This window comes from Kribbella sp. NPDC020701 (assembly GCF_055562215.1).
In genome coordinates this window covers 1-12,631 of record NZ_JBVHFT010000011.1, presented here as the reverse complement: position 1 = coordinate 12,631, position 12,631 = coordinate 1, and the positions used below count along the sequence as shown (strand labels likewise).

General features: G+C 67.6%; 12 protein-coding genes. 8 read left to right on the top strand and 4 right to left on the bottom strand.

All coding sequences use genetic code 11. From position 1 onward, the window contains the following. The first annotated feature begins 3 nt into the window (after positions 1 to 3). From ACZ3HV_RS25480 to ACZ3HV_RS25470, 3 genes are all read left to right on the top strand, one after another. On the top strand, positions 4 to 867 hold the full coding sequence (locus tag ACZ3HV_RS25480; protein ID WP_465687476.1) for a glycoside hydrolase family 16 protein: 864 nt from the start codon (positions 4 to 6) through the stop codon (positions 865 to 867). Between the two features lie 99 nt (positions 868 to 966). After that, positions 967 to 1,239, top strand: a complete 273-nt coding sequence (locus ACZ3HV_RS25475; RefSeq protein ID WP_465687475.1) for a type II toxin-antitoxin system Phd/YefM family antitoxin — start codon at positions 967 to 969, stop codon at positions 1,237 to 1,239. Then, on the top strand, positions 1,239 to 1,640 hold the full coding sequence (locus ACZ3HV_RS25470; RefSeq protein WP_465687474.1) for a type II toxin-antitoxin system VapC family toxin: 402 nt from the start codon (positions 1,239 to 1,241) through the stop codon (positions 1,638 to 1,640). The genes ACZ3HV_RS25475 and ACZ3HV_RS25470 overlap by 1 nt, the downstream gene beginning before the upstream one ends. Before the next feature lie 3 nt (positions 1,641 to 1,643). Here ACZ3HV_RS25470 and ACZ3HV_RS25465 read toward each other — a convergent pair whose 3' ends face one another. From ACZ3HV_RS25465 to ACZ3HV_RS25455, 3 genes are read right to left on the bottom strand one after another with little or no spacing between them, the layout of a single operon-like run. Beyond that, positions 1,644 to 2,684, bottom strand: a complete 1,041-nt coding sequence (locus ACZ3HV_RS25465; protein ID WP_465687473.1) for a hypothetical protein — start codon at positions 2,682 to 2,684, stop codon at positions 1,644 to 1,646. Between the two features lies 1 nt (position 2,685). Continuing rightward, the gene (locus tag ACZ3HV_RS25460; RefSeq protein ID WP_465687472.1) at positions 2,686 to 2,898 is read right to left on the bottom strand and encodes a sigma factor-like helix-turn-helix DNA-binding protein; all 213 of its coding nucleotides are present in this window, start codon (positions 2,896 to 2,898) and stop codon (positions 2,686 to 2,688) included. Between the two features lie 52 nt (positions 2,899 to 2,950). Then, complete coding sequence (locus ACZ3HV_RS25455; protein WP_465687471.1) at positions 2,951 to 4,177, bottom strand: DUF4032 domain-containing protein; 1,227 nt, start codon at positions 4,175 to 4,177, stop codon at positions 2,951 to 2,953. A gap of 109 nt (positions 4,178 to 4,286) precedes the next feature. On the opposite strand from ACZ3HV_RS25455, the gene ACZ3HV_RS25450 reads away from it, so the two are divergent. The 5 genes from ACZ3HV_RS25450 (at position 4,287) to ACZ3HV_RS25430 (ending at position 10,319) form a co-directional block, all read left to right on the top strand. Next, positions 4,287 to 5,279 (top strand): LacI family DNA-binding transcriptional regulator, encoded by a 993-nt coding sequence (locus ACZ3HV_RS25450; RefSeq protein ID WP_465687470.1) that lies wholly within the window; start codon positions 4,287 to 4,289, stop codon positions 5,277 to 5,279. A gap of 173 nt (positions 5,280 to 5,452) precedes the next feature. Beyond that, complete coding sequence (locus tag ACZ3HV_RS25445; RefSeq protein WP_465687469.1) at positions 5,453 to 6,823, top strand: ABC transporter substrate-binding protein; 1,371 nt, start codon at positions 5,453 to 5,455, stop codon at positions 6,821 to 6,823. A gap of 287 nt (positions 6,824 to 7,110) precedes the next feature. Then, on the top strand, positions 7,111 to 7,896 hold the full coding sequence (locus ACZ3HV_RS25440) for a carbohydrate ABC transporter permease (RefSeq protein ID WP_465687468.1): 786 nt from the start codon (positions 7,111 to 7,113) through the stop codon (positions 7,894 to 7,896). After that, positions 7,893 to 8,762 carry a carbohydrate ABC transporter permease gene (locus ACZ3HV_RS25435; protein ID WP_465687467.1) on the top strand — a complete coding sequence of 290 codons (870 nt, stop codon included), beginning with the start codon at positions 7,893 to 7,895 and terminating at the stop codon, positions 8,760 to 8,762. The genes ACZ3HV_RS25440 and ACZ3HV_RS25435 overlap by 4 nt, the downstream gene beginning before the upstream one ends. Positions 8,763 to 8,771: 9 nt before the next feature. Then, positions 8,772 to 10,319, top strand: a complete 1,548-nt coding sequence (locus tag ACZ3HV_RS25430) for a glycoside hydrolase family 13 protein (RefSeq protein ID WP_465687466.1) — start codon at positions 8,772 to 8,774, stop codon at positions 10,317 to 10,319. On the opposite strand, the gene ACZ3HV_RS25425 is transcribed toward ACZ3HV_RS25430, so the two are convergent. Continuing rightward, on the bottom strand, positions 10,312 to 12,495 hold the full coding sequence (locus ACZ3HV_RS25425; protein WP_465687847.1) for a heavy metal translocating P-type ATPase: 2,184 nt from the start codon (positions 12,493 to 12,495) through the stop codon (positions 10,312 to 10,314). The genes ACZ3HV_RS25430 and ACZ3HV_RS25425 overlap by 8 nt on opposite strands. Between the last annotated feature and the right edge of the window lie 136 nt (positions 12,496 to 12,631).

The following is a 12,631-nucleotide window of genomic DNA, read 5'->3' as shown; positions in this document are numbered from 1 at the left end:
GATATGACCGCACGATCTCGCGCCGTGGCAGTGGGCATCGCCGGACTGATGCTCGCGGCCGCGTGCCTCACGAGCACAGTTACGGCGCAAGCAGAACAGAGCACAACTCCGGCTGCGCAGGCTGTTGGCGCCACCTGCAAACAGCCCAGTACTCCTCGCGGGCTGCGGCTCACCTGGCACGACGAGTTCGGCGGTACGACGCTGGACCGGCGTCGGTGGAGCACGGTGATGGACTTCCCTGGGCGGGCCGGCGGGCACTACCACAACACGTCGTACGGGAGTTACGCCGTCGACGAGAACGTCGTCCTGTCGCGTGGACGGCTGCACCTCGTGGCCGACAACAAGCCTGTTGCCGGCACGGATCCGGCCGGGACGTACCAGTACACCGAGGGGTTCATCTCCTCGCACGACAAGTTCTTTCAGACCTACGGCTACTGGGAGATCTGCGCTCGCTTCCCTGCAGGTAAAGGTTTGTGGCCCGCCTTCTGGCTCATTCCCCAGGACCGCAGCTGGCCGCCGGAGATCGACGTCGCCGAGTGGTTCGGCAGCATCGAAGGCATGCACAGCGGCCTCGCGTCCGGCACCTGGCCCGACGTCCGCTGGGACAGCCACTGGTCCTACGGCCTCACGCCTACGACCGGCTGGCACACGTACGGCGTGCTGTGGTCACCCGGCCGCATCACGTTCACCGTCGACGGCAAACCAACCTCCACCATCACCGGCTCCCAAGTCCCCGACAAACCCATGTACGTCGTCCTCAACAGCGGCACCTGGGCCAACCCCGACCGCGGCGGCCCACCCGACGCCACCACCAAGTTCCCCAACACCTTCGACATCGACTACCTCCGCGTCTACCGGCCGAAATAGGCCTGTGGACAAAGGCATTGCCGGCTCGGAACACCCGTATCTTCCCTGGCGACAGACCGAGGAAGGCGGTGTCAGACAAAAATGTACTATGCTGAGGCTATGGCTGAAGTTCCGATCCGGATGCTGAACCAGGAGACGGCCCGGGTGCTGGCCCGGGTCAAGCAGGGCGAGGAGATCGAGATCACCGAGCGCGGCATTGTCGTCGCGCGGCTGATCCCGGCAGAGCCGTCGCCGGTGGCGCGGCTACTCGCCAGCGGCAGCTTCCGGCCGCCGCTGTACACGAACCCCATACCGCGTCCGAAGGGCGAGCTGCGCACCGACAACGAGGCCGGTGAGCTGCTCGAGCAGATGCGGGACGAGGAGCGGTACTGATGATCTACCTGGATACAGCGGCTCTGGTGAAGCTCGTCCGGCGCGAGGTGGCGTCGGACGAGCTCGCGGATTGGCTCGCCGAGCAGGAGGATCGCCTGCTCGTCTCATCGGCGTTGGCAGAGGTCGAGCTGCCTCGCGCGCTTCGGCGGAGCGAGCCGGCGCTGCTCACCAGTGCTCCAGTCGTCTTGTCACGGATCGGCGTCTGCGACGTCGACGTGGCGGTTCGCACCACCGCAGCGGGGTACCAGGATCCATCGATCCGCGCGCTCGACGCGATTCACCTTGCTACGGCGGACGTGGTCATCGGCAATGACTTGAGCGCCTTCGTAACCTACGACCGGCGTCTGCTTGTCGCGGCCGCCGCGATCGGCTTGCCTGTTGCGAGTCCTGGGATGGCCTGATGGTCAGCGCGGAGAGGGGGTGAGGGGGCGGGCTGGGTCGAAGAGGTCGCTGGGTTGGCTGGGTTTGTGGACGCCTTGCTGGAGCAGGCCGAGGGTGGTGGCGTCGGCGCGGCGCTGGGTGGTGCCGTCGTCGGTGGAGAAGGTGTGGTCTTCGACGCAGTCGTCGGCGATGAGCCAGACCCGGTAGGACTTGCCGCGGCCGTGCAGGGTGACGACGAACGTGCGCTGGTCGGTGTCGCCGCACCCCTCGGCGCGGGCTGATTGTGGGCCGTCCGGCGAGCTGTTGACTCGCTGCGCGAACGCGGTTGCAGGTCCGGCGGCGAGCTGCGATCCAGAGATCAGCGAGCCATGCCAGTACTCACAGATGTTGGCCGAGGTGATCGGATCCTTCGCATTCAGACCCGTGCCGTGCGGTCCGAGGTCCGTCGGCGCGCAGCCGTAGTAGTCGGTGCCGGTGATCGGGCGCGCCGAATCGAGGATGCGGCGGCGGAGTGCGTCGTCCTTGGTCAGCGCACTGATCTTCGTGCCGGCGACGAGGCGCGTCTCCTCGGTCCAGCCCGCGTCGTACAGCTTGATCCCGGGTGCCTGAACGTCGTTGAACCACAGGTACGGCAGCCGGCGATCCAGCGGGAGTACGGCGTCCTCACACGTGTGGCCGTACTTTCCGAGCCATTCGTTGAACCGTCCGATCACCGGCGGGCTCGACGTGGAGAACGTCGTACAAGGAGCCGCGCCGGAGATGTACTGCGTCCAGGACGAGGGGACCTGCACTTGCGCGGTCTTGTACGACTCCCAGCGCCAGCCGGGATCGGGTGTGCCGGGGCGGGCGACCTGCGGGTCGGTCCGGAGGTCGGTGGTGAGCGAGTGGGTCGCGGTGATCGCGGTCGCGACCGCGGCGCAGGCGAGGACGACGGCTCCGATCGCGCGGCCGGTACGGCGCCGGCGGAGGCGGTGGTGGAGGGTGGACAGCAGGTGTTCGTCCGATGGTGCGTCTGCCGCGTGCTTCACCAGGCTCGCCGCGATCAGGTCCTCGGTGGTGTCCATGTCAGGTGGCCTCCTCGGCCGTGGTCAGCGTGGTGCGCAGGGTGGCCAGCGCCCGGTGGATCTGCGAGCGGACGGTGGCGGGCGAGCAGTCGAGGATCTCGGCGATCTCGGCGTCGGGCAGGTCCTCGTAGTGGTCACGCGTGAGCAGATAGGCGAACCGCAACAACGCGGCACCCCGTTGCGCGACCCAGTCGTCGAAGTCGGGCGTCTCCATCCGGCACCTCCCACCCTTATCCACGCTGGTGGGCCGCCGGACGTTGCAGACGTCAGTCGGCCTCGGGGATGGCGGGGGTCGGGAGGGCGAGCTTCTCGTCGGGCTTGGCTCTCAGGACGTCCTCGACGTAGGAGCGCGCGGCCTCCATGGTGTCGATCTCGTGGCCGGCTTGTTCGGAGAGGAACCAGCGGTGCTCCAGCACCTCGTGGAACACCTCGGCCGGCTCGAGCTTGCGCTTCAGGTCACGCGGGACCGTGCGGACGACGGGTTCGAAGACCTCGGTCAGCCACTGGTGGGCGACGATCTCCTCGTCCTCGTTCTGCTGGTCGGTGGCGGCGGCGAACGAGTCCAGGTCGTTCAGCAGCCGGCGGGCCTGGTTCTCCTCGACGTCGAGACCGGTGAGCCGGAGCAGCCGGCGGGAGTGGTGACCGGCATCCACGACCTTCGGCTGGATCCGGACCTGGCTGCCGTCCCAGTCGGTGATGATGTCGATCTCGGCGACGTCGAAGCCGAGCTCGTTCAGCCGCCGGATCCGCGAGTCCAGCCGGTGCATCTCGTCGGTGGCGAACTCCTCCGGCGCGGTCAGCTCCTTCCAGAGCGCCTCGTACCGCGCGGTGATCGACTCGACGGTCTCCAGTGGATCGATGTCGGCGTCGAGGAGACCACCTTCCTGCAGGTCGGACAGTTCCCCGAACAGGTTGATCTCGGCGGTGTAGAGGTCGTGCGCGCGCTGCCCGTCGGAGATGTCCTGGTGCAGCTCGCCGGTCTCGGCATCCACCAGGTACGCCGCGAACGCGCCGGCGTCCCGGCGGAACAAGGTGTTCGACAGCGAGCAGTCGCCCCAGAAGAACCCGAGCAGATGCAGTCGCACGATCAGGGCGACCAGGGCGTCGATCAGCCGGTTGACCGTGTCCGGCCGGAGCGTGCTGGAGAACAGTGCGCGGTACGGCAGCGAGAACTGCAGGTGCCGGGTGATCAGGATCGAGTCGATCGGCTCGCCGTTGCGATCCAGCCGGTCGGTGATCACGCCGACCGGCTCGACCGAGGGCGACTCCAGCCGCTCGAGGTCGCGCAGTAGCCGGTACTCGTGCATGGCGAGATGCTCGAGCACCTCCTTGATCGCGTACACGGTGCCGTTGACCCGGACGAACCGGACCACGTGCCGCGAGATACCGCGCGGCAGCGCGACCAGCTGGTCCTCGGGCCAGTCCTCCAGCGGCACATCCCACGGAAGCGACAGCAGACCGGTGTCCGGGCGGGTGGCGACGAATCGGGGCACGAGCCCCAGTCTGTCAGCAAGCTGACCTCGCAGGCAGTGGATCCGGTCCGCGAAACGTCGGACGCAAATGCTTGCAAATTCTTGCGTGAACAGGCGTAGAGTTTGCGTCATGACGCGACGACTTGCTGAGGTGGCCAAGAAGGTCGGGGTCAGTGAGGCCACGGTCAGCCGGGTGCTGAACGGCAAGCCCGGGGTGTCCGAAGCGACCCGCGAGGCGGTGCTCACCGCGCTCGACGTTCTCGGGTACGAGCGTCCCACGCAGCTGCGCGGTGATCGTGCCAGGCTCGTCGGGCTGGTGCTGCCGGAGTTGCAGAACCCGATCTTCCCCGCGTTCGCCGAGGTCGTCGGCGGCGCGCTGGCGCAGCAAGGTTTCACGTCCTTGCTCTGCACCCGGACGGTCGGCGGGGTGTCCGAGGCCGACTACGTCGACCTGCTCCTGCAGCAGCAGGTCTCCGGGGTGGTGTTCGCCGGCGGGTTCTACGCGCAGGCCGATGCGCCACACCAGCACTACGAGCTGATCAAGGAGCGGAAGCTGCCGACCGTGCTGGTCAACGCGGCCGTCGACCACCTCGGCTTCCCACAGGTGTCGTCGGACGATGTCGTCGCCGCCGAGATGGCGATCGGGCACCTGCGCGCGCTCGGTCACCGCCGGATCGGGATGGTGCTCGGGCCGCGCGACCACATCCCGTCGCGGCGGAAGCTGGACGCGTTCCTCGCCTCGGAGGAGGCGGATCCGGAGCTGGTCGAGCACACGATGTTCTCGCTCGAGGGCGGGCACGCGGCCGCGACCCGGCTGGTCAACAACGGCGTCACCGGCATCGTCTGCGCCAGCGACATCCTCGCCCTCGGCGCCATCCGCGCGGTCCGCCGGGCCGGCCTGACCGTCCCCGACGAGGTCTCGGTGATCGGGTACGACGACTCCGCGATGATGAACTGCACCGACCCGCCCCTCACGACCGTCCGCCAGCCCATCGATGCCATGGGCCGGGCCGCCGTGGACATGCTGGTCGCCCTCATCGAGCGCGCCGCCGTCCCCGCCGACGAACTCCTCTTCGAACCCGAACTGGTGGTCCGGGCCTCCACCGCGCGCGCCCGCATCTGATCCACTCCACCCGCAGCCGCTGACCGCTCGTCGGTCGGCGGCTGCTGTCGTCTGCCGTGCGTACGGGCAACCTTCCCAGGTGAAGTCACGATTTTGCAATCTCAAATCCAACTATTGCGTTGGACTGTCGAGTTGCCTACGGTGTGCGCAAGATCGAGGGAGAGGGTGGATCGATGAGGACAACGCGCCGCGGGCTCAGCCTGGTTTTGGCGGTAGGACTCGGGCTGGTGGCCGCGTCCTGCGGATCGGGGGAGGAGAAGAAACCGGCCGCCGAGGGCTCAGCGGACGGGCCGGTGACGATCACGGTCGGCTGCCAGCCGCCGAAGAGCAACCCGAAGGAACGCACGGCCTGGGACGCGGATGTGGCGGCTTTCCAGAAGCTGCACCCGAACATCACCATCCAGAGCAAGGACGCGTTCCCCTGCATCAACCCGGACACCTTCCAGGCGAAGCTGGCCGGCGGGACCCAGGAGGACGTCTTCTACGTCTACTACACCGACGTCCAGAAGATCATCAAAGCCAAGCAGGCCGCGGACATCAGCCAGTACGTCGGCAGTGTGAAGGCGGTCAAGGACCTGCGCCCGGACGTGATGGGCGTGTTCAAGGACGGCGACAAGAGCTACGGCCTGCCGCGGAACAACTACAACATGGGCCTGGTCTACAACCGCAAGCTGTTCACGCAGGCCGGCCTGAACCCGGACAGCCCGCCGAAGACCTGGTCCGAGGTGCAGGAGGCGGCGAAGAAGATCGCCGGACTCGGTGCGGGGTACGTCGGCTACGGCGAGTACTCGGCCGGGAACACCGGCGGCTGGCACTTCGCCGCGTCGCTGTATGCCCGTGGCGGCTCGATGGTCAGCGATGACGGCAAGACCGCCGCGTTCAACAGCGACGAGGGCAAGGCAGTCCTGGAGAACCTGAAGAAGATGCGCTGGGACGACAACTCGATGGGCACCAAGCAGCTCCTCCAGTGGGAGGACCTGATGCGGATGATGGGTTCCGGCAAGCTCGGCATGATGATCGGTGCGCCGGATGTCGTGCAGTCGGTGAACAACGACTTCCAGGGCAAGTTCGAGGACTACGGCGTCACCGCCGTACCGGAGTCCGACGGGAAGGCGTCGCTGAGTGGTGGCGACGGCTACATGGTCAACCCGAAGGCGACGCCGGAGAAGATCAAGGCCGGTCTGTTGTGGCTGGAGTTCCATGAGCTGACGCCGGGCCAGGGGCAGTTCAACTACGAACGGTCCAAGGAGCAGGGCCGGCCGGTCGGGCTGCCGATCCCGGACCTGTACGGCGACTCCGCGCCGGGCAAGGAGATCGTTGCCCTGCGCAAGCAGTATGCGACGGTCCCGGTCGACCACTTCACGCCGTACGTCGAGGCGCAGTCGAGCATCACCAACAAGCTCGAACCACCGAAGGCGCAGGAACTGTACGCCGTCCTCGACGTGGCGATGTCCGCAGTCCTCACCCGCAAGGACGCCGACATCAACAAGCTGCTCTCTGACGCGGAAAGCAAGGCGAACAAGATCCTCGCAAAGAACACGTGATGGCTGACGACACCAGGATGCACACCCGCCGTCCCCGCTCCGCGGGGACGGCGGGTGGTGGGGGAGCGGCGGGTGACACCCGGCTCCGGCCGACCGGTCGCCGGTCCGGCTCCCGGCTCCGGCCCGGGAACCGCCGCCCCGCGGCGGACCGGCGCGGCTCGGCCGCCGACCCGTCTCTCACCCCCGATCACGCCGGCGCTGTGCGGCGGGCGGTGGGGCGGAACCTCACGGCGTACGGGTTTTTGTGTGGGGCGCTGATTTGTTTTGCTTTGTTTTCCTGGTATCCGATGGTTCGTGAGGTGGTGCTGAGTTTTCAGCAGAACAACTTCGTGGATCCGGGGAAGTGGGTCGGGTTCGACAACTTCCGGACGGTGATCGAGGATCCGGCGTTCCGGTCGGCGTGGTTGAACACCGCGGTGTTCAGTGGGCTCGCGCTGGTGATCGGGTATGCGGTCCCGTTCGTGCTGGCCGTCGTACTCAACGAGCTCAGGCACGCGAAGGCGTACCTGCGGTTCGTCGTCTATCTGCCGGTGATGCTGCCGCCCGCGGTCGCCGTGCTGCTGTTCAAGTGGTTCTACGACCCCGGCGCGGGCCTGTTCAACCAGGTGCTCGACGTCTTCCACCTTCCGCCGCTGAGCTGGCTGGACTCCACGAGTACGGCGCTCGTCAGTCTCGTACTCGTGTCCACCTGGATGAACCTCGGCACCGGCACGCTGATCTACCTCGCCGCGCTGCAGAGCATCCCCGGTGATCTTTACGAGTCGGCCGAGCTCGACGGTGCCGGCCTGTTCCGTCGCGTCTGGCACGTGACGGTCCCACAGACCAAGCTGATCCTGCTGGTGATGCTCCTCCTGCAGGTCGTCGCGACCATGCAGGTGTTCATCGAGCCGTACCTGCTGACCGGCGGCGGCCCGGAGAACGCGACCGTCACGGTCGCCTACCTGATGTACCAGTACGCCTTCAACTTCGGCGACTTCGGCGGCGGCAGCGCGCTGGGCCTGATGCTGATGATCGTGCTGCTGGTGTTCTCCACGATCTACCTGCGCGTGTCGCGTGAGGAGGACGCCCGATGAGGACCCTGGTCTCACCCCTCGCGCTCCGGACACCGCACGGCCGGGTCATCTATTGGGCGGTCCTGGCCGTCGTGGTCATCGGATTCACCGGAGCCTTCGTGTTCCCGCTGTACTGGATGGTGACCGGCGCGCTGAAGTCACCCGACGAGCTGGCGCAGATCCCGCCCAGCTTCTTCCCGAAGGACTACGACTTCGGTGTCTACAAGGAAGCCTGGGACCAACTACAACTCGGTATCTTCCTGAAGAACACGGCCCTGTACGCCGGTGGCGCGTGGCTGTTCACCCTCGCCGTCGACGTCACCGCGGCGTACGCGTTGTCCAAGCTCCGGCCGTTCTTCGGCAAGCTGATCCTCGGCGCGATGCTGGCGACTCTGATGATTCCGCCGATGGTTCTGCTGCTGCCGACGTACCTGGTCGCGAAGGATCTGCCGATCTTTCACTTCGACCTGCTGAACACCCCGTGGGCGATCTGGTTGCCGGCGGCAGCGAACGGGTTCTTCGTCTTCCTGCTCAAGAGGTTCTTCGACTCGATCCCGCGGGAACTGCTGGAGGCCGCGGAGATCGACGGGGCCTCGCCCGGCAGGATCCTCTGGTCGATAGTGCTGCCGGTGTCGCGGCCGATCCTCGGCGTGGTGTCGATCCTGTCCGTGGTGACGGTGTGGAAGGACTTCGTCTGGCCGCTGCTGGTGCTGCCGGAGACGGACAAGATGTCGATCAGTGTCGGCATCGCCTCGCTGTCCGCGCAGATGCCGCAGAACGTGCTGATCGCATCGCTGGTGATCGCCAGCCTGCCCACCATCCTCGTGTTCTTCGTGTTCCAGCGGAGCATCATGGCCGGGCTCACCGCTGGAAGCCTGAAAGGTTAAGGAGATTTGATGGCCGACGAATGGTGGCGTGGAGCCGCGATCTACCAGGTGTACCTGCGGAGCTTCGCCGACGGCGACGGCGACGGGATCGGCGACCTGGCCGGTCTCCGCCAGAAGCTGCCGTACCTGGCCGAGCTCGGCGTGGACGCGATCTGGCTGAACCCGTGGTACCCGTCCCCGATGGCCGACGGCGGGTACGACGTCGCCGACTACCGCGCGATCGACCCGGCGTTCGGCACCCTGGCCGAGGCCGAGGCGTACATCGCGGAGGCGCACGCGCTGAACATCCGCACGATCATCGACATCGTCCCGAACCACGGGTCCGACCAGCAGGACTGGTTCGTCCAGGCGTTGCGGGCCGGCCCGGGCTCACCCGAACGCGAGCGGTTCCTGTTCCGGCCAGGCCGTGGTGACCGGCCGCCGAACGACTGGCAGTCGATCTTCAACGGTCCCGCCTGGACACAGGTCGCGGACGGTGAGTGGTACCTGCACCTGTTCGCACCCGAGCAGCCGGACTTCAACTGGCGCAACCCCGAGGTGGTCGAGGAGTTCCACGCGATCCTGCGGTTCTGGCTGGACCGTGGCGTCGACGGGATCCGGATCGACAGTGCCGCCGTACTGTTCAAGGACCTGGACAGCGTCGAGGAGTCGTACACCGACCACGACGAGGTGCACGAGGTGTACCGCGGCTGGCGGCGGATCACCGGCGAGTACGCCGACCGGTTCCTGGTCGGCGAGATGTGGATGCCGGACCAGGAACGGTTCGCCCTGTACTTGCGGCCGGACGAGATGCAGACCGCATTCAACTTCGACTTCCTGTCCCGCCCGTGGGAGGCCGACGAGCTGAAGGCCTCCATCGACCTGACGCTGTCGACCCACGTCCCGATCGGTGCGCCGGCGACCTGGGTGCTGTCGAACCACGACGTCACCCGCCCGGTGACGAAGTACGGCCGGGCGGACACGTCGTTCTCGCATCAAGACCGGAAGCATGGGATGCGTACCGACCTCGTCCTCGGCGAACGGCGTGCGCGCGCGGCTGCGCTGCTCGCGATGGCGCTACCCGGCGGCCTGTACGTGTACCAGGGCGAGGAGCTCGGGCTGCCGGAAGTCGAAGATCTCCCCGACGAGCTGCTGCAGGACCCGATCTTCACGCGGTCCGGCGGCACCGACCGCGGACGTGATGGTTGCCGAGTCCCCCTACCGTGGTCCGGCAAGGAGCCACCTTTCGGCTTCAACACAGGCACGGGTACGCCGTGGCTCCCGCAACCCGCCGACTGGAAGAACCTGACCGTCGAGTCCCAGCAGCACGACCAGAACTCGATGCTCACGCTCTACCGCACCGGACTCCACCTGCGCCGCAGCTACCTTGGTGACGGAATGCTCACCTGGCTCGACACACAGCCCGGAGTACTCGCGTTCAGCCGCGAGAGCCTGATCTCGGTGACGAACCTGACCTCCGAGCCGATCGATCTCCCACCGCATCAGGAACTGCTGCTGGCCAGCGTCCCGTTGGAGGACGGGAGGCTGGCCGGCGACAGTACGGCGTGGATCAGGTAAGTGGCCGGAAGCGGCGTAGGCGGAGGCTGTTGGACACTACGAAAACGGAGCTGAAGGCCATCGCTGCGCCGGCGAGCATCGGGTTGAGGAGCCCGGCCGCGGCCAGCGGTAGGGCGGCCACGTTGTAGGCGAAGGCCCAGAACAGGTTGCCCTTGATGGTCCGCAGTGTCCGGCGGGACAGGCGAATGGCGTCGGCCGTGACCCGGAGGTCGCCGCGAACCAGGGTGAGGTCGCTGGCCTCGATCGCCACGTCGGTGCCGGTGCCCATGCTCAGGCCGAGGTCGGCCTGGGCCAGGGCAGCCGCGTCGTTGACGCCGTCGCCGACCATGGCGACCACGCGACCCTCGTCCTGCAGCTTCTTCACCGCGTCGACCTTGCCGGCCGGCAGGACCTCGGCGATCACCTCGTCGATGCCCACCTCGCCGGCCACCTTCAACGCCACCGCCTCGTTGTCACCCGTCAGCAGGACCGGTCGCAGACCCAGCGACTTCAACTGAGCGATCGCCTGCGACGACGTCGGCTTGACGGTGTCCGCGACGACCAGCACGGCCCGCGCCATCCCGTCCCAGCCGACGGCGACCGCCGTACTGCCCTCGGCTTCCGCGTGCTCCTTGGCGTGCGCGAGGTCCTCCGGCAGGTACTGGCTCCACTCCTCCAGCAGCCGCGTGCGGCCGACCAGTACGGCGTGCCCGTCGACGATGCCCTGCACACCGAGGCCTTCGACGTTCCCGAAGTCTTCGACCTCGGGCAGCTTGCCGACCTCGGCCGTGGCGCCGCGAGCGATCGCCTGCGCGATCGGGTGCTCACTGGAGTGCTCCAGCGCCCCGGCCAACCGCAGCACGTCGGCCCGCTCCTGCCCGGGAGCCAGCAGTACGTCGACCAGCTCCATCCGGCCCGTGGTCACGGTGCCCGTCTTGTCCAGTACGACGGTGTCGACCCGGCGCGTGGACTCGAGCACCTCCGGCCCCTTGATCAGGATGCCCAGCTGCGCACCCCGCCCGGTGCCGACCATCAGCGCGGTCGGCGTGGCCAGCCCGAGCGCACACGGGCAGGCGATGATCAGTACGGCGACCGCCGCGGTGAACGCCACCTCGACCGGTGAACCGTTGCCGAGCCAGAAGCCCAGCGTGGCCAGCCCCAGGCCGATCACGATCGGCACGAAGAACCCGGACACCTTGTCTGCCAGCCGCTGCACCTCGGCCTTGCCGTTCTGCGCGTCCTCGACCAGCCGGGCCATCTGCGCCAACTGGGTGTCGGCGCCGACCCGGGTTGCGCGAACGACGAGGCGCCCGCCGGCGTTGACGGTCGCGCCGACGACCGCGTCGCCTGGTCCGACCTCGACCGGTACGGACTCGCCGGTCAGCATCGAGGCGTCGACCGCGCTGCTGCCCGTCACGATCACCCCGTCGGTCGCGATCTTCTCGCCCGGGCGGACCACGAACTCGTCACCCACGACCAGTTGGTCCGCCGGGATCCGGGTCTCCGACCCATTCCGCAGTACGGCGACATCCTTCGCGCCCAGCTCCAGCAGGGCGCGCAACGCGGCCCCTGACCGGCGCTTGGCGCGGGCTTCGAAGTAGCGCCCGGCCAGGATGAACGTGGTCACGGCGGTCGCGACCTCGAGGTAGATCTCCTCCGCGCCGGTGCCGCGGGATGGAATGAGGGTGAACGGCATCTTCATGCCGGGCTCACCCGCGCCGCCGAGGAACAACGCGTACAGCGACCACAGGAACGAGCTCACCACGCCCAGCGAGATCAGGGTGTCCATCGTCGTGGCGGCGTGCCGCAGGTTCGTCCAGGCGGCCTTGTGGAACGGCCAGGCCGCCCACGTCACCACCGGGAAGGCGAGCGTCAGCGACGCCCACTGCCAGAAGTCGAACTGCAGTGCCGGGATCATCCCGAACGCGACCACCGGCACGGTCAGCACGATGCTCGCGATGAGGCGGTCCCGCAGCGGCTTCAGCTCGTCAGGCTCGTCATCCGAACGCTCGACGGCGGGCGCCGGCAGGGTCGCCGTGTAGCCGGTCTTCTCGACGGTGGCGACCAGGTCGTCGGTGCTGATCCCGTCCGCGTACGTCACCTTCGCCTTCTCGGTGGCGTAGTTGACGGTCGCCGTGACGCCGTCCATCCGGTTCAGCTTCTTCTCCACCCGAGCCGCGCACGAGGCGCACGTCATCCCCCCGATGACGAGCTCAACGGACTGCCCGGTCTGAGTGTTGGTCACTAGGGCACCATCCTTGCTGTGGGCACCGATACGGTGCCTGCTGTTGGGACTCGGCGGCAGCCGGGGTGACGGTCTGAGTTGGTCGCTC